This window comes from Sphingomonas sandaracina (assembly GCF_036663695.1).
In the GTDB taxonomy this organism is placed as follows: domain Bacteria; phylum Pseudomonadota; class Alphaproteobacteria; order Sphingomonadales; family Sphingomonadaceae; genus Sphingomonas.
In genome coordinates this window covers 268,954-285,341 of the sequence record NZ_JAXOJK010000001.1, presented here as the reverse complement: position 1 = coordinate 285,341, position 16,388 = coordinate 268,954, and the positions used below count along the sequence as shown (strand labels likewise).

Genomic DNA, 16,388 nt, shown 5'->3' with positions numbered 1-16,388 from the left:
GACTGTCATTCGACCGCGCATGCATCGCGCCGCGGCAAAGCCGCGTCGTCGGACGACCCGACCGAGTGCGAGCTCGGCCGGTCGCCGGCCGGCTCGGCACAAGCCTCAGCTAAGCGCTGCGCCGCTTAGCCTTGGGCGCCTACGCGTCGTCGCCCATCCTCAGCGCTGCGATAAACGCCTCCTGCGGGATGCTGACCGAGCCGTATTCGCGCATCTTCAGCTTGCCCTTCTTCTGCTTTTCCAGGAGCTTCTTCTTGCGGCTCGCGTCGCCGCCATAGCATTTGGCGGTCACGTCCTTGCGCATCGCGCTGATCGTCTCGCGCGCGATAACCTTGCCGCCGATCGCCGCTTGGATCGGGATCTTGAACAGATGGCGCGGGATCAGTTCCTTGAGCCGCTCGACCATGCCGCGGCCGCGGACTTCGGCGGTGCCGCGGTGGACGATCATGCTCAGCGCGTCGACCGGCTCCTCGTTGACGAGGATGCCCATCTTGACGAGATCACCTTCACGGTAGCCGACCTGGTGATAATCGAAGCTCGCATAGCCCTTCGACATCGACTTCAGACGATCGTAGAAATCGAACACGACCTCGTTCAGCGGCAGTTCGTAGGTCGCCTGCGCGCGACCGCCGACATAGGTGAGGTTCTTCTGGATGCCGCGGCGGTCCTGACACAGCTTGAGGACGCTGCCGAGATATTCGTCGGGAACATAGATCGTCGCCTCGATCCACGGCTCGCTGATCGTCGCGATCTTGTTCGGCTCGGGCATATCGGCGGGATTGTGCAGCTCGATATGCGTCGTGCCGGCCGAATCGGGGTGGGTCAGCTCGATCTCGTAGACGACGGAAGGCGCGGTGGTGATCAGGTCTAGATCATATTCGCGCGTCAGCCGCTCCTGGATGATCTCCAGATGCAGCAACCCGAGGAAGCCACAGCGGAAGCCGAAGCCCAGAGCCGCCGACGTCTCCATCTCGAACGAGAAGCTCGCATCGTTCAGCCGCAGCTTGCTGATGCTCTCACGCAGCTTCTCGAACTCGGCGGCATCGACCGGGAACATCCCGCAGAACACGACCGGCTGGACTTCCTTGAAGCCCGCCAGAGCCTCCAACGCAGGCCGCTTCGCGTCGGTGATGGTGTCGCCGACGCGGGTCTGCGCGACCTCTTTGATCTGCGCGGTGATGAAACCCATCTCGCCGGTGCCGAGCTCAGTCAGCTGCTCGATCTTCGGGCGGAAACAGCCGACCCGATCGACCAGATGCATCGTGCCGGTCTGCATGAACTTGATCTGCTGGCCCTTTTTCAGGACCCCGTCGATCACGCGCACCAGGATGACAACGCCGAGATACGGGTCGTACCAGCTGTCGACCAGCATTGCCTTCAGCGGCGCCTCCGGGTCGCCGCTGGGCGGTGGAATCTTGGTGACGATCGCCTCGAGGATCTCGACGATGCCGATCCCGGACTTCGCCGACGCGAGCACCGCCTCGGATGCATCGATGCCGATCACGTCCTCGATCTCCTTGCGGACCTTCTCGGGCTCGGCGGCGGGAAGGTCGATCTTGTTGATCACCGGCACGATCTCGTGGTCGTGCTCGATCGACTGATAGACGTTGGCGAGCGTCTGCGCCTCGACGCCTTGGGCGGCATCGACCACCAGCAGCGCGCCTTCGCACGCGGCGAGGCTGCGGCTCACTTCATAGGCGAAGTCGACATGGCCCGGCGTGTCCATCAGGTTGAGGACGTAATCGAGGCCGTCCTTCGCGTGATACGCAAGGCGCACGGTCTGCGCCTTGATCGTGATCCCGCGCTCCTTCTCGATGTCCATGTTGTCGAGCACCTGCTCGGACATTTCGCGCGCGGTGAGGCCGCCAGTTTCCTGGATCAGCCGGTCGGCGAGCGTCGACTTGCCATGGTCGATATGGGCGATGATGGAAAAATTGCGGATGCGGTCGAGCGGAGTCATGGCGCGCTCCTAGCAGTGACGTCGCGCGGGCGATAGATCGCCGTGGCACGCAACGCGGCGCGCCATATTTGTCTTGAACGTTCGGGATGTCGCGGCTAGGGCGCTCACCGGCAATGTTGTCGGGGCGTGGCGCAGTCTGGTAGCGCACTGGTCTCGGGGTCCAGGGGTCGTAGGTTCGAATCCTATCGCCCCGACCATTGCCGATTTTTTGGGGTACATCCCCATTTTCCCCGAGCATCTGCCACCTGCATTATGTGCTGCGATATATTCGCCGCTGCGGGCACGGTCGTAACTTTCACGCAGATAGCCCCTTTTTCATGCCAGGCGCTGGCCTGATCGTGCACCGACGCGCTATCGGTCGATGGTACGCGGCTACAGCACGGAAAGGATTGTCGTGATTGAGGTCAATTTCGACGGGCTGATCGGGCCGACGCACAATTACGCAGGGCTCTCGATCGGCAATCTCGCCTCGGCAAACAATGCGGGTGCGGTGTCGGCGCCGCGGCTCGCCGCGCTCCAGGGCATCGCCAAGATGCGACGGCTCATGGCACTGGGTTTCAAGCAGGGCATCTTCCTGCCCCATGTCCGTCCGAATGTCGGATGGCTACGCGGGCTGGGCTTTTCCGGCAGCGATGCCGAAGTGCTCGCCACCGCGTGGCAAGCCGATCGGGCTCTCGTCGCCAACGCATTCTCCGCGTCTGCGATGTGGACCGCGAACGCCGGGACGGTCTCGCCGGCGCCCGACACGGCGGACGGACTGTGCCACATCTCGGTGGCGAACCTGTCGACCATGCCGCACCGTGCCAGCGAATGCGGCCAGACTGAGCGTCAGTTGCGATTAGCCTTCGCCGACCCACGGTTCTTTCGCGTCCATTCGCCTGTTCCCGCCGCTTTCGGCGACGAGGGCGCGGCGAACTTCATGCGGATCGTGCCGCAATCGGGCGGTGGCGGTGTCGAGATATTCGTTTATGGCGAGGGGCAGTCCGGGGGCTTTCCGTCCCGCCAGTCGCGCACCGCGAGCGAAGCGGTCGCGCGGCGCCCCGGCCTGACTGCCGCACGTACGATGATGGTCCGTCAGAGCGATGCGGCGATTGCCGCCGGCGCGTTTCACAACGATGTCGTCGCGGTCGCCAACGGGCATGTCCTCTTCACGCACGAACAGGCCTTTGCCGATCCCGCGGCGCTGTACGCCGACCTCGCGCGCATCGTGCCCGACGTCGTGATCCTCGCGGTGCCTGCCGACCGGGTCAGCCTCGAGACGGCGATCGGCACCTATCTGTTCAACTCTCAGCTCGTCACGTTGGTCGACGGCACGATGACCCTGGTGCTCCCCGCCGAGGCACGGGAGAATGCAGCGGTCTGGACCTGGCTGACCGAGCAGATCGAGACCGGTGGCCCGATCCGACGGCTCGAAGTCGTCGATGTCCGAGAATCGATGCGCAACGGTGGCGGCCCCGCCTGCCTGCGGTTGCGGGTCCAGGTCAGCGAGGATGCGCTGGCATCGATCGATCCCCGCTTCCTGCTCGACGAAACCGTATGCGGGCGGATCGAAGATGTCGTTGCACGCGAATGGCCGGAGGCGATCGGTTTGGACGACCTCGGCGACCCCCGCCTTTGGGAATGCTGCTGGCGAGCGCGTGAGGCGTTGACCCGGACGCTTGGGTTCGGCGCCGACGAAATCTGAGGCTGAGGACGGTGTGAAGCGCCCCGCCCGTCCGTGCGACACTCTCGTATCCGGGCGGGGCACCGAGGACGCTTAACCGCAAGGCGCGCGTCTCTTTGGACAAGCTAACACGGCAGTCATGTTTGAAAACTTCCGTTACGCTATGTCCGCCGTGATCCATCCCGAATTTGGCCCGGTATGCCGACGATCCGCTGACGTTGTTCTACAGGGTGTCGGTCACGCCGGCTGCGCCGGGAAGCTTAACCTTGCGGAGCGCGGCGATCATCTGCCGTGCGCCGGGCGGTGCCACTTGCACGAACAGGTCGAACAGTGCCTCGTCCGTGAGGTCTTCGATCGCGATTCCGAGGGGCAAGGCGATGGCCTGTCGACTGCGCGCGCCGGGCTGGGCTTCGATCACGATCGTCCGCCATGCCATGCCGACCGGCGGTTCGCCGCCGACGTCGCTGAATTCACCCCGAACCATGTTGCGGATTCGCAGCCGACGGTCCGGATTTCGGGCAAACCACGCAACGTCCCCGGCTGAGGCAATTTCTACCGCAATATTCTGTACCCTCATGCCATCCCTCACTTCGACCGGCGCTGTTTATGGGCGAGCGGGTGTTGCCGAGACGCCGCAGATGCAAGCGACAAATACTCGATCCTCAACTTACTATTGATAATAGTTATCATAAACATTAGCGGGGCGCTTCTCAGTGAGGAAACCTAATGACACGTCGCCGTCTCGGCTCTGCCCTTCTGCTTGGTTCTACGCTCGCCGCTCTGCCGGTGCAGGCGCAAGTCCGTGCTGACGACGGTGATGCGAACGCCATCGTCGTGACGGGGCAGCATACGCGCGATCAGGCAGTTTCCGCGACGAAGACGGATACGCCGCTCGCCGAGACGCCGCAGTCGATCAGCGTCATCACGGGCGAGGATATTGCCGAGCTCGGGTTGCAGAACCTGAACCAGTCGCTGCGTTTCGTCGCTGGCGTTACCCCGGAGACGCGCGGCGCGAGCGCGGAGGTGTACGACCAGTTCAAGCTGCGTGGCTTCGACGCCCCCGTCTATCTCGACGGGCTGAAGCAGTTCGGCAGCGCGACCGGCTACGCGGTGCCGCAGGTCGACGTCTCGCGGCTCGACCGCATCGAGATCGTGAAGGGCCCCGCCTCGGTGTTGTACGGCCAGTCGAGCCCTGGCGGGCTGGTCGCCGAAGTCAGCAAATTGCCGCTCGACCGCGATCTCTACGGCGCGGTGAGCGGAACCTATGGCAGCTACGACCTTTACCGCGTCGATGCCGATATCGGTGGGCGCGCGGGCAGCGGCGTCCTGTGGCGCGTCTATGGCAGCGCTAATGGCGCGGACGATCAGCAGACCCAGGGCCAGGGGAAGCGCGAGCGCCAGACGATTTCCGCCGCAGTGACGGCCGGTGCCGGCAGCAACACCAGCTTCACCGTGCTCGGCGCCTATTCGCACGATCCGTTCAACGGCAATTACGGCGTGTTCCCGACGCTCGGCACGCTGATCAACAACCCGGCGGGCAAGATCTCGACCAAATTCTATGGCGGCGAGCCCGGCGACTTCTTCAGCCGCGAACAGGCTGCGCTGACCTATATCTTCAACCATGATTTCGGGAGCGGCTGGGCGCTGCGGTCGTCGGGGCGCTACCAATATGTGAAGAGCCGAATGGGGCTGATCTATACCAGCGGCACGGCGCTCGATGCGCTGGCAACAGCACCCACCGTCTATAACCGCTCGTCCTATTCGACGCGCGAGCAGCTCAACAACTGGACGTTCGACAACCAGCTGACGGGCAAGGTCGTGACCGGACCGGTCACGCACAGCCTCCTGTTCGGCGCTGATCGCCAAGTCGCGCATTCGGCGGGGCTTTCGGCGTTTGGCGGCGGGACGCCGATCGACGTGTTCAACCCGGTCTACGGCACGATGCCGACCCCGCAGACACCGTCCGAGGTTGCGGGTTCCTTGGGTATTGGTTCGGCCAATGTCCGCCAACGCCAGCAAGGCATCTACGCGCAGGATCAGCTCTCGGTCGGTGGTCTGCGAGTTACGCTCAGCGGACGCCAGGACTGGGCGCGTCAAGCGCGCGATGGCGTATCGCAGAAGGACGACAAGTTCACCTGGCGCGCCGGCGCGCTGTATCTGCTGCCGTTCGGGCTCGCCCCGTATGCAAGCTATTCGACATCGTTCGAGCCGCAGAACGCGCGGCTGCGTGACGGGAACCTCGCCCGGCCGTCACTCGGCAAACAGGTCGAGGTCGGTGCGAAATACCAGCCCGCCGGCACCGCCATCCTCGTCACCGCCGCCTGGTTCCGGATCGAGCAGAGCAACGTCGTCGTGTCCTATCCCGATTTCACCGCGGATCAGGTCGGCAAAGTCCGGTCGCAGGGCATCGAGGTCGAGGCGAGCGCACCGCTGCCGTACGGCTTCAACGCCAAGCTCGCCTATAGCCGCCAGCGCGTGAAGAAGGTCGAGGACGTCGTTCCCGCCAATATCGGCCTGCCGCTGGCGACGGTCGGGCGCGGCGGGATCTCGGCGAACCTCGAATGGGCGCCCACCGATGGGCCCGCGTCAGGTTTCGCGATCGGTGGTGCGGTCCGCCATGTCGACAAGACCTATGCCGATTTCTACTCCGATGGCGTCGCGCGCTACTCGCCTGCCTATACGGTGTTCGACGCGCTCATCCGCTACGACCTCGGCAAGCTGAGCCCGCGCCTCACCAACGTCAATCTCGGCGTCAATGCGACCAATGTGTTCGACAAGAAGTATCTGACGTCGTGCTTCGCCAATTACGGCTGGTGCTGGTACGGCAACCGACGGACCGTGCAGGCGACGATCGGGTACCGCTTCTGATCCCCTGGCGCTTGCCCCGCCGCGGCTGATAGCCTGCGGGCTGCTGGTCGCGGCGGGGGCAAGACCGACGCGACATGGTGCGCTATGGGCCGCCGATGGTCCCGATACTCTACAGCTTTCGTCGCTGCCCCTATGCGATGCGTGCGCGTCTCGCGATCGTCGCCACCGGGGCTTCGGTCGCCCTGCGTGAGGTCAAGCTGCGCGACAAGCCCGCGGCGATGCTCGATGTATCGGCCAAGGGGACCGTGCCGGTGCTCGTGCTGCCGGACGGATCGGTGATCGACGAAAGCCTGGAGATCATGCGCTGGGCGTTCGCGTCCGCCGGACGCACCGCGTGGCTCGACGATAGCGACGCCGCGCTGGTCGCGACCAATGACGGCGCCTTCAAATATCATCTCGACCGATACAAATATGCGGACCGCTACGGGGTCGAACCTTGCGCTCACCGGGACGCAGCGACCGGCTTTCTCGCGCGCCTCGACGAGATCCTGCGCGGCCGCGCGCATCTTGGCGACTGTGCGACGTCACCTGTCGATCTGGCGATCATCCCGTTCGTCCGCCAGTTCGCGCAAACCGACCGGGCGTATTTCGACGGCCTGCCGCTGCCCGGCCTGCACGCTTGGCTGGCACGACACGTCTCGTCGCGGCTGTTCGCGCGGATCATGGTCAGGCTCGAGCCTTGGCAGCCAGGCGACGCGCCGATCGTGTTTCCGACGGAACCGCCACCACCTTGAGTGGATGTACGGCGACCGTTTCCGACCGCCGCACCACCCTGCCCTGCCCTGCTCCCGCCTATACTTCGCCCCGCAGACCTGTACCTCTGTACTGTCAGATTTTCTCAAGCGGCTGGTTCGGGCGATCGGCATAGGCGCGGAAGCGGGCCGCGCTGCCCTGGGTATAGGGCTTGGCGAACACCGTCGACACGGTCACCGAGTCCGCGGTCACGTGCTCCGGCGTGAGCGTCAGCAGCGTAAAGCCCTTGCCGTCCTGATCGCAGAACCGGACCTCACCCTTGTTGGCGTCGGCGATGAGCGCGCCGATGCCGGGCAGCAGCGAGCCATAGGACGGGCTGGTGATCGCGGTGCAGCCGAACTCGGCGGCGACCAGTTTGCCCGATTGATCGTGCAGGTCGTTCGCCCAGGCCGCATGGCTGTCGCCGGACAGCACGATCGGCCGTGACTTCGCCCGTTTGAACGCCGCATACAACCGCTCGCGGGCAGGCGGATACCCGTCCCAGCTGTCGAAGCCGAACGGCAGGCCGGCCCGGTACGAGGCGATGCTCGCCATCAGGCGCTCGCGCCACATCGCGGGCAGCTTCGCCATCGTCTCGGCGAACTTCACCGGACCAAGCTGCCGCTCCATGTCGGGGCCGGCGACCTTGGCCATCACCACCTGGTTGCCGAGCACCTGCCACGGCTTGCCGGCCGCGACCGAGGTCGCCATCGTCTTCTCGACCCAGGCGAGCTGCGCTGGGCCGAGCAGTTCGCGATCGGTACGCGCGCGCTCCGCCAGCATCGGCGCGTATTCGGCCTGCGTGATGTCCTCGCCCTTCGACACGACCTGATGACTGCGCGCGAGCAGCCGGGTCTCGACCATCACCAGCGTCGCGAGGTCGCCGAAATCAAAGCTGCGGTTGATCGCGGCCCAGGGCTGGCCCGGCTTGGGGTCGCGGATCGGCATCCATTCGAAATACGCCTGCATGGCCGCCGCCTTGCGAGCCTCCCAGTTGCCTTCGGTCTTGGGATCGTGATTCTCCGCGCCGTGCATCCAGTCGTCGTTGGCGACCTCGTGATCGTCCCAGACGCAGATGAACGCGGCGCGGGCGTGGGCCGCCTGCATGTCGACGTCGCGCTTCACCTGCGCATGGCGCATCCGATAGTCGGCCAGGCTGAGGATCTCGTGGCGCGGCTCGACGAAGCGTCCGATCTTCTTGGCTATGTCCGCGCCGTACCCGTCGACGCCGTATTCGTAGATATAATCGCCGAGGTGCAACACCGTGTCGACGCGATCGAGCTTCGCGATCGCGTCGTATGCGTTGAAAAGACCGCCCGCGTAGAGCTGGCACGAGACGACTGCCATCACGACGTCGGCGACCTTGCCCTTCGGCAGCGTGCGGAACCGACCGACCGGCGAGCGCGTGCCGTCCGCGCCGTCGAACCAGTAACGATATTCGTGGCCAGGCTGGAGCCCGGTCGCCTCGACCTTCGCGGTGAAATCGCGCGCTGCCCGCGCCTTGACGCTGCCCGAGCGAAGCGGCTTGCCGCCCTCGGTTTCGGCGACGTGCCAGGTCAGCGCGATATCACCGGCTTGCGCGGTCTCGATCGGGGTGGCGCGCGTCCACAGGATGGCACCGTCGAGCGAGGGATCGCCGCTCGCCACGCCGTGATCGAAGCGGAGCTTGGCCGCGCCCGCTGCATGCGTCGCGGCCGAGGGCAGCGCGAGCGTCGCACCCGAACCGGCGAGTTTCAGCGCAGTCTTCAAAGCATCGCGGCGGTTGATCGTCATCGGGTCGGGCTTTCGTTACAGGTGTTCAGCCGCCTGCTAATCCCGCTCGGCGACAGTGCGGTGGCAACCATGTGACAATGGCGCGACTAAACTGTCATCTTGGTTTCATGAAGACGCCGTCTAACCGTCACGTTCCCTGCCTAGTGCCGTTGCACGAACACGGGGGACACAATGACACGCATCTTTACGCGGCTCGCACTTGCGACGCTCGCCACGACCTGCTCGACCGCAGCACTTGCACAGGCCGGTGCACAGACTGCAGCCGGGACCGGAGTCGAGGCTGGAGCCCCGAACGACATGTCCGGCGACGAGATTCTCGTGACCGCACAGAAGCGCGAACAGCGGGTTGCCGATGTGCCCGTCACCGTTACTGCGATCACCGGCGCGAAGATGGCGTCGATCGGCGTCAACTCGCTGAGCGAAGTCGCCGCATATATCCCGGGTCTGCAGATCCAGGAGCAGAGCGCGAACAATCCCGGTTTCGTCATCCGCGGCATCACGTCGGACAACGGCTCGTCGCAACAGGGTGCGCGCGTTACCCTGTATTACAACGGCATCGATATCAGCCGGTCGCGCGGCGCCTATCAGGATCTGTTCGATCTCGAGCGGATCGAGGTCGTGAAGGGCCCGCAGGCGACGCTGTTCGGGACGGCCGCTGCGGTCGGCGCGATCAGCGTCATCTCGGCCAAGCCGGAACCCGGCGTTTCGGGTGCGATCAACGGCTCCTACGGCAATTTGGACCGGACCCAGGTGTCGGGTTTCCTCAACGCGGGCAACGACGTCCTCGCCGGTCGCCTCGCCTTCGCGTACAAGTACCGCAAGGGCTACGTCCGCAACATCGCCGGCGATCCGAACGTACCGAACCAGAATCAGGGCGGCGTCGACCAGGACGATCTCAACGGCCAGGATCAGCGCGGCCTGCGCGGCTCGCTGCGCTATCGCCCGAGCGATACAATCACCGCCGACCTCGTCCTTACCTATGACGGGCAGCGCAACCCCGGCACGGCCTTCAAGAGCCGCGCACATGCCCCGACCGGCGGGCAGACCGGCGATTACGGCAACGCCGAACTTTCGGGCTCGCCCTACAGCGAAGCCGCACTCGGCGCGCGCAAGCTCGGCCTCGATCGCAACGTCTACGACGCGAACCTGACGATCACCGCCGACCTGTCGCCGGGGATCACGTTCACCACGGTCAACGGCTATCGCCGGTTCGACGCACTCGAAATCTTCGATGCGGACGGTGGCCCTGCCGCGTACCTCGAATTCGCCGAGGATGCGAAGGGCGACCAGTGGAGCCATGAGAGCCGCTTCGCCTTCGAAGGGCCGAAGTACCGCGCCTCGGTCGGCTGGAACGCGTTCTTCGAGAACGGCTATCAACGCGTACCGTTCGCGACCGAAGAAGGCACCTATCTCGCCTGCTCGGTCGCGGCCGCCTACGCACCGATCCGCGCGTCGCTCAACGGAGCGGGTATCACGACCGGTACGGCCTGCGTCGCACCAAACGGCACGATCCCGGCGACGCGCGCGACCGCGGCGCTGACGGGTGGTCGGGCGACGGCGATACCGTATGCCGCCGAGTTCACGAACTACGGCAACAACGACACCTATTCGGTGTTCGCCGACGCGACCTATATCCCGGTGCCGGCGCTCGAACTGACCGCCGGCGCGCGCATCCTGATCGAGGATCGTCAGTCGGGCTATTCGTCGGTCCAGCCGAACTCGGTAATCCTCGCGGCGCTCGGCATTCGGACCAGCCTGCTGGGGACGGCGAACACGAACGGCAACAAGTTCGTCGCCCAGAAGAGCTTCACTGCGATCCTGCCGCGCTTCAACGCACTGCTGAAGCTCAACGACGACGTCAATCTCTACGCTACGATCAGCAAGGGGCGCCGTTCGCCAGTGGTCCAGCTCGCCGCGCAGAATACGGCGTTCGGCGTCGGTCCGAACCTGCAGGTCGTGCCGCAGGAGAATGTCTGGAACTACGAAGGCGGCATCAAGGGACGCGTCGGGCCGTTCAGCGGCGCGGCATCGGTCTTCTATCAGACCTATGACGGGTTCCAGGTATCGGTCACCAATAACGGCGTCACCACCACGCAGAGCGCGGGATCGGCGAAGAACCTCGGCGTCGAGCTCGAAGGCAATCTCAGGCTTGCCTCGTATCTGTCGGCATTCGCGACGTTTGCCTATATCGATGGCGGTATCGGCGACGAGGCCGCGAACGGCGTCTTCGCGGGCAATCGCTTCCGCCTTCAGCCCGAGACGACGGCATCGGGCGGCTTGATGCTGCGCCTGCCGGTCGGTGGTGCGACGTTCTATGCGACGCCGAGCATCAACTACCGGACGAAGGTGTTCTTCGAACTGCCGAACAACCCGGCGATCAGCACGCCCGGCTATACGCTCGTCAACGCGCGCGCCGGGCTGGAGTTCGCGCAAGGCCGCTACAGCGTCGGCGGCTTCGTCCGCAACGCGACCAACAAACGCTATCTGATCGACGCGGGCAACACCGGCGGGGGCTTCGGCATCCCGACCTACATCGCCGGCGAACCGCGCTTCTACGGCGTCGAACTGGGCGCAAGGTTCTAAATTACCGATAGCCGCGACTGCACCGACTATTCATCCCCGGGGGGACCAAACATGACGTTCGAGACGATCTATACCGATGGCGACATCGACACCAATCCGACCGCCAATCCGCATCTGAACGACCTGATCGACACACGTTATTCGCGACGTCAGACGTTGCTGGGCGGCATGTCGGCAACTGCCGCCGCCGTGTTCGGTGGTATGCTGCTCACCGGTTGTGACGATGATGACGATGGCGGCGCGAGCCCCGTCACGGTCACCGCCACCGCGGGCGGCAGCTCGTCGGCGGGTCGGGTAGCGACGCTGACCGGGGCCGCGATCGGCCAGGTCGACAGCGTCAGCTGGACGCAGACCGCGGGACCGAGCGTCACGCTCGCAGGGGCGACCACCAGCACGGCGACGTTCGTCGTGCCGGGCGCCGCAGCCGGCACCGTCCTGAGCTTCCTGTTCACCGCGGTATCGGCGAGCGGCTCGGTCACCGCCACCACCAGCGTGACGGTAGGCGCGGCGTCGCTCGGCTTTACGGCCGTTGCGAAGAGCCTTGCCGACGTCGTCGCGGTGCCGACCGGCTATGCGGTGACGGTCCTGTACCGGCTCGGCGATCCGATCGGCAGCGGGGTCGGCGCCTATGCGAACGACGGTACCGACGCGACCTTCTCGAAGCGGGCAGGCGATCATCACGACGGCATGAGCTATTTCGGGCTGTCCGCCAGCGGTACGCCGGACGCGAACGGCAACACGCGCGGTCTGCTCGTGCTCAACCACGAGAATATCACGCAGGCCTATCTGCATCCGAACGGTCCCACCACGACCGCTGGCGTGCGTCCCGAAGCCGAGGCGCTGAAGGAGATGGAGTGCCACGGCGTCTCGGTAATCGAGGTCAACCGCGCTGCAGCCTGGAGCTACGCGGCAGCCTCGTCGTTCAACCGCCGCATCACGCCGCTGACGCCGATGAGCTTCTCGGGCCCCGTGCGCGGCGCCGACAGCCTCAAGACGCGCTACTCGCCCGATGCCACCATGGGCCGCGGCACGATCAACAATTGCGCCAACGGCACGATGCCCTGGAACACGTATCTGACGAACGAAGAGAACTGGGTCGGCTATTTCAAGCGCGAAGTCGGCGACGGCGTACGCCGTGCCGCAAGCGGTCCTGCCGGCGTGAAAGCCAACGTTTCGCTCGCGCGTTATGGCAAGACCGAGAGCAACACTGGCGGCAATTACGGATGGTCGACGGTGAAGCCCGCCGACACGACCAGCACGCTCTACTCCCGCTGGAACATCACCGCACAGGCCGGCGCGCCTGCCGATGGTACGGGCGACTTCCGCAACGAGATCTTCCAATATGGCTGGGTGGTCGAGATCGACCCGTTCGATGCTGCCTCGACGCCGCGCAAGCGGACCGCGCTCGGCCGCATGAACCATGAAGGCTGCGAGATCGGCCGGACGATCGCGGGCGTGAAGCCGGCGTTCTACATGGGGGACGATGCGCAGAACGAATATATCTACAAGTTCGTGTCCGCGACGCCGTGGTCGGCAGCCGACGCGACGGCTGCGAACCGGCTCGCGATCGGTGACAAGTATCTCGATACGGGAACGCTCTACGTCGCGAAGCTTGCGGCGGATGGCACCGGCCAGTGGATGCCGCTCGTATTCGGTCAGGGCCCCCTCACCTCGGCCAATGCGGCATATCCGTTCTCGAGCCAGGTCGATGTGTTGATCAACACGCGATTGGCGGCGGATGCGCTGGGGGCGACGCGGATGGATCGGCCGGAGTGGACCGCGGTCAATCCCGCGACCGGCGAGATGTATTGCACGCTCACCAACAACTCGTCGCGTACGCCCGCGAACACCGATGCGCCCAACCCACGCGCCTACACGGATCCCAAGCTTCCGCAGGGGGATGTCGTGAACGCAGATCCCCCGACGACTGCGCAGGCAACGCGCGGCAACGCAAACGGCCACATCATCCGTCTGCGCGAGACAGGCGATACGTCCGAGGCGCTGACGTTCGCATGGGACATCTATGCTTTCGGCTCGGGCAGCGATCTCAATGCGACCAACATCAACCTGTCGGGCCTCGATGCGACCAACGACTTCTCGTCGCCGGACGGACTGTGGTTCGGCCTGCCGAGCAATGCATCGGGGACGATCGCGCCGGTCATGTGGATCGAAACCGACGACGGCGCCTATACCGATGTCACCAACTGCATGCTGCTCGCGTCCGTCCCGGGAATAGTCAACGATGGCGGCACGCGCGTCGTCAACAACACGCTGACGACCGCCGCCAATGTGACGACCACCAGCGTCGTGACGACCCGGGTCGGCAAGGCTCCAGGCGCGGCACTCCGCCGCTTCCTGGTCGGGCCGAAGGAGTGCGAGATCACGGGCATCTACTCGACGCCGGACGGCCGCTCGCTGTTCGTCAATATCCAGCATCCCGGCGAAGGTGGCGATCCGACGAAGATCACAAGCAGCTGGCCTGCCAACCAGGCTGGCCCGGTGACGACCCCGTCACGGCCGCGGTCGTCGACGATCGTGATCACCAAGAACGACGGTGGCGTGGTGGGGCTTTAAGCTCTGAGTTTTGGGGTGCGGGGGGGGGGGGGGCGGGCGGCCCCCCCCCCCCCCCCCCCCCCGCACCCCCTTCCCTTCCCTTCCCTTTCGGAGAAGGAGAAGGAGAAGGAATTTCAGTTGTCGATCGGGATGCGCGCCAAGGCCTCCTGCTCGATCTTCTCCAGTTCATCGCGGGTCTGGACGATCGCCTCGCGTTGCGCATCCAACAAGTCGATCCGCTGGCGACAGCGTTCGGCCAGCGCGCGCATCTGTTCCACGTGCTGCGGATCGGCGTCGTAGAGGTCGAGGAACTCTTCGATATCGCGCAACGTGAAACCGAGGCGTTTGCCACGCAGGATCAGCTGCATCCGCGCCACTTCGCGCCGCGTATAGACCCGCGTAGTGCCGATCCGACAGGGTTCGATCAGCCCCTTGTCCTCGTAGAACCGCAACGTCCGCGCGCTCACGCCGAGCATGCGCGAGACCTCCTGTATGCCGGTAAGATCGTCCTGTCGGTCGTTCACGTCGCGGTGCCCCTCTCCTCCGACGCCGCCGCTTTCGCGTTCTCTTCTGCAACAAGTTCCTTTTTGGATAGCTTGCCGATCAGCGTCTTGGGGAGACTGTCGCGGATTTCGACCTCGCGGGGAAGCTCGATCTTGCTGATCTTGTCGCGGAGAAAATCGCGTAGTTCGAGGGGGGTAGCGACCGCACCTTCGGCCAGCACGACGAACGCTTTAGGAGCTTGCCCGCGGTATTTGTCGGGCACGCCGATCACGACCGCTTCGAGGACCGCGGGGTGTTCGTACAGCGCCTCCTCGATCACGCGCGGATAGACGTTGTAGCCGCCGGCGAGGATCAAATCCTTGATCCGGTCGACGATGAACAGATAGCCGTCCGCATCGAGGTGGCCCACGTCGCCGGTGCGCAGCGCGCCGTCCGCGAACAGCTCGGCGGTCGCGGCAGGCTTGTGCCAATAGCCCTGTGTGACCTGGGGTCCGCGTGCGCAGATCTCGCCATTTTCGCCGACCGGCAGCAGCCGGGTCGGGTCCTCGCGATCGCGGATCTCGATCGTCGTGCCGGGGAACGGCAAGCCCGCCGAGCCCGGCTTGTTGAGCCCGCCGATCGGGTTGCAGGTGATGATCGGCGAGGCTTCGGAGAGGCCGTAGCCTTCGACGAGCTTCGCGCCGGTCGCCGTCTCGAACGCCACACGGACCTCGGCGGGGAGCGGTGCGCCGCCCGAGATGCAGGCGTGGATCGAGGACAGGTCGATCTTCTGCGTCTCGGCGGCGGTGGTGATCGCCGCGTAGATCGTCGGGACCGCGGGGAAATAGCTCGGCTTGGTGCGGGCAATGGTCTTGAGCAATTGCTGCAATTCGAAGCGCGGCAGCAGGATCATCTCCGCGCCGGTGCGGATCGAATAGGTCAGCACGGTCGTCAGCGCGAAGACGTGGAACAGCGGCAGCGCACCGAGCACGCGGTCCTGCTCAGGCTGTTCGCCACCGACGAACGTCACCATCGCATCGGCGTTCGCGACGAGATTGGCATGGCTGAGCATCGCCGCCTTGGGCTCACCGGTGGTGCCGCCGGTATATTGCAGCACCGCGACCTCGTCCGGGGACACGGCGACCGGGACCGGCGCGCCCTTCGCCTTCAGCAGCGAATCGAACGTGCAATGGCGCGCATCGCTCGGCGCATGGCCGATCTCGGCGCGCTTGAAGATGCGGTAGGCGATCGACTTCAATGTCGGCAGCGCACCCGCGATCGGGCAGGTGATGACGTGCTTCACGCCCATCTGCCCCGCGACCTTCAGGACGCGCGCGTGGATTTCGGCGATGTCGCAGGTGGCGATGATCGTCGCGCCCGAATCCTCGAGCAGATGCGCCAGCTCGCGCTCGACATAGAGCGGGTTGACGTTGACGACGATCCCGCCGGCCTTGAGGATCGCGAAGAACAGGATCGGGTAATAGGGCGTGTTCGGCAGGCACAGGGCAACCCGGGTCCCCTTCACGACGCCGAGATCCTGAAGCCCGCGGGCGGCCCGATCGACCGACTCGCCGAGCGCGGCATAGGTCAGCGTGCGGCCCATGAAATCGAGGACGTTGCGCGACCCGAACCGGCGGACCGACGTGTCGAGCATGTCGCCCAGCAGCCGTGGCTCGCCCTGCAACGGCACACCGATCGCCTTGCCCCCGGAAACATCCTGCATCTCGCTCTCCATAAGATGGTGTGCGTAAGCCATATTGTCGGCCGCTTCAC

At 65.2% G+C, this 16,388-nt stretch carries 10 protein-coding genes and 1 tRNA gene; 6 read left to right on the top strand and 5 right to left on the bottom strand.

Annotated elements, in window-relative coordinates; genetic code table 11:
* Nucleotides 1-139: 139 nt before the first annotated feature.
* The gene (gene lepA / locus U1707_RS01125; RefSeq protein ID WP_332798322.1) at nt 140-1,960 is read right to left on the bottom strand and encodes a translation elongation factor 4; all 1,821 of its coding nucleotides are present in this window, start codon (nt 1,958-1,960) and stop codon (nt 140-142) included.
* A gap of 120 nt (nt 1,961-2,080) precedes the next feature.
* Between lepA and U1707_RS01120 the strand changes: the two genes are divergently transcribed.
* Both U1707_RS01120 and U1707_RS01115 read left to right on the top strand, forming a co-directional pair.
* A tRNA-Pro gene (locus U1707_RS01120) sits at nt 2,081-2,157 on the top strand.
* 191 nt (nt 2,158-2,348) lie between these two features.
* On the top strand, nt 2,349-3,644 hold the full coding sequence (locus tag U1707_RS01115) for an N-succinylarginine dihydrolase (RefSeq protein WP_332799015.1): 1,296 nt from the start codon (nt 2,349-2,351) through the stop codon (nt 3,642-3,644).
* Between the two features lie 202 nt (nt 3,645-3,846).
* Here U1707_RS01115 and U1707_RS01110 read toward each other — a convergent pair whose 3' ends face one another.
* Complete coding sequence (locus U1707_RS01110) at nt 3,847-4,107, bottom strand: hypothetical protein (RefSeq protein ID WP_332798321.1); 261 nt, start codon at nt 4,105-4,107, stop codon at nt 3,847-3,849.
* Nucleotides 4,108-4,349: 242 nt separating this feature from the next.
* Between U1707_RS01110 and U1707_RS01105 the strand changes: the two genes are divergently transcribed.
* Both U1707_RS01105 and U1707_RS01100 read left to right on the top strand, forming a co-directional pair.
* A complete protein-coding gene (locus tag U1707_RS01105) occupies nt 4,350-6,491 on the top strand; it encodes a TonB-dependent siderophore receptor (protein ID WP_332798320.1) in 2,142 nt (713 codons plus the stop codon).
* Between the two features lie 95 nt (nt 6,492-6,586).
* Nucleotides 6,587-7,225 carry a glutathione S-transferase gene (locus U1707_RS01100; RefSeq protein ID WP_332798319.1) on the top strand — a complete coding sequence of 213 codons (639 nt, stop codon included), beginning with the start codon at nt 6,587-6,589 and terminating at the stop codon, nt 7,223-7,225.
* A 94-nt stretch (nt 7,226-7,319) separates the two neighbouring features.
* On the opposite strand, the gene U1707_RS01095 is transcribed toward U1707_RS01100, so the two are convergent.
* Nucleotides 7,320-8,996: an alkaline phosphatase D family protein gene (locus tag U1707_RS01095; RefSeq protein ID WP_332798318.1), complete on the bottom strand. Its 1,677-nt coding sequence runs from the start codon at nt 8,994-8,996 to the stop codon at nt 7,320-7,322.
* A 171-nt stretch (nt 8,997-9,167) separates the two neighbouring features.
* Between U1707_RS01095 and U1707_RS01090 the strand changes: the two genes are divergently transcribed.
* Both U1707_RS01090 and U1707_RS01085 read left to right on the top strand, forming a co-directional pair.
* Nucleotides 9,168-11,579, top strand: a complete 2,412-nt coding sequence (locus U1707_RS01090; protein WP_332798317.1) for a TonB-dependent receptor — start codon at nt 9,168-9,170, stop codon at nt 11,577-11,579.
* 51 nt (nt 11,580-11,630) lie between these two features.
* On the top strand, nt 11,631-14,153 hold the full coding sequence (locus U1707_RS01085; protein WP_332798316.1) for a PhoX family protein: 2,523 nt from the start codon (nt 11,631-11,633) through the stop codon (nt 14,151-14,153).
* 113 nt (nt 14,154-14,266) lie between these two features.
* On the opposite strand, the gene U1707_RS01080 is transcribed toward U1707_RS01085, so the two are convergent.
* Nucleotides 14,267-14,656: a MerR family transcriptional regulator gene (locus tag U1707_RS01080; protein WP_332798315.1), complete on the bottom strand. Its 390-nt coding sequence runs from the start codon at nt 14,654-14,656 to the stop codon at nt 14,267-14,269.
* Entirely contained in the window at nt 14,653-16,338 is a 1,686-nt protein-coding gene (locus U1707_RS01075) for a long-chain-fatty-acid--CoA ligase (RefSeq protein WP_332798314.1), read from the bottom strand. The genes U1707_RS01080 and U1707_RS01075 overlap by 4 nt, the downstream gene beginning before the upstream one ends.
* Nucleotides 16,339-16,388 lie beyond the last annotated feature (50 nt).

Excerpts from the sequence above, each read along its gene's own strand:
- lepA (WP_332798322.1), bottom strand. The coding sequence starts at position 1,960 with ATGACTCCGCTCGACCGCATCCGCAATTTTTCCATCATCGCCCATATC.
- U1707_RS01085 (WP_332798316.1), top strand. The coding sequence starts at position 11,631 with ATGACGTTCGAGACGATCTATACCGATGGCGACATCGACACCAATCCG.
- U1707_RS01100 (WP_332798319.1), top strand. The coding sequence starts at position 6,587 with ATGGTCCCGATACTCTACAGCTTTCGTCGCTGCCCCTATGCGATGCGT.
- U1707_RS01075 (WP_332798314.1), bottom strand. The coding sequence starts at position 16,338 with ATGCAGGATGTTTCCGGGGGCAAGGCGATCGGTGTGCCGTTGCAGGGC.
- U1707_RS01090 (WP_332798317.1), top strand. The coding sequence starts at position 9,168 with ATGACACGCATCTTTACGCGGCTCGCACTTGCGACGCTCGCCACGACC.
- U1707_RS01110 (WP_332798321.1), bottom strand. The coding sequence starts at position 4,107 with ATGGTTCGGGGTGAATTCAGCGACGTCGGCGGCGAACCGCCGGTCGGC.
- U1707_RS01105 (WP_332798320.1), top strand. The coding sequence starts at position 4,350 with ATGACACGTCGCCGTCTCGGCTCTGCCCTTCTGCTTGGTTCTACGCTC.
- U1707_RS01095 (WP_332798318.1), bottom strand. The coding sequence starts at position 8,996 with ATGACGATCAACCGCCGCGATGCTTTGAAGACTGCGCTGAAACTCGCC.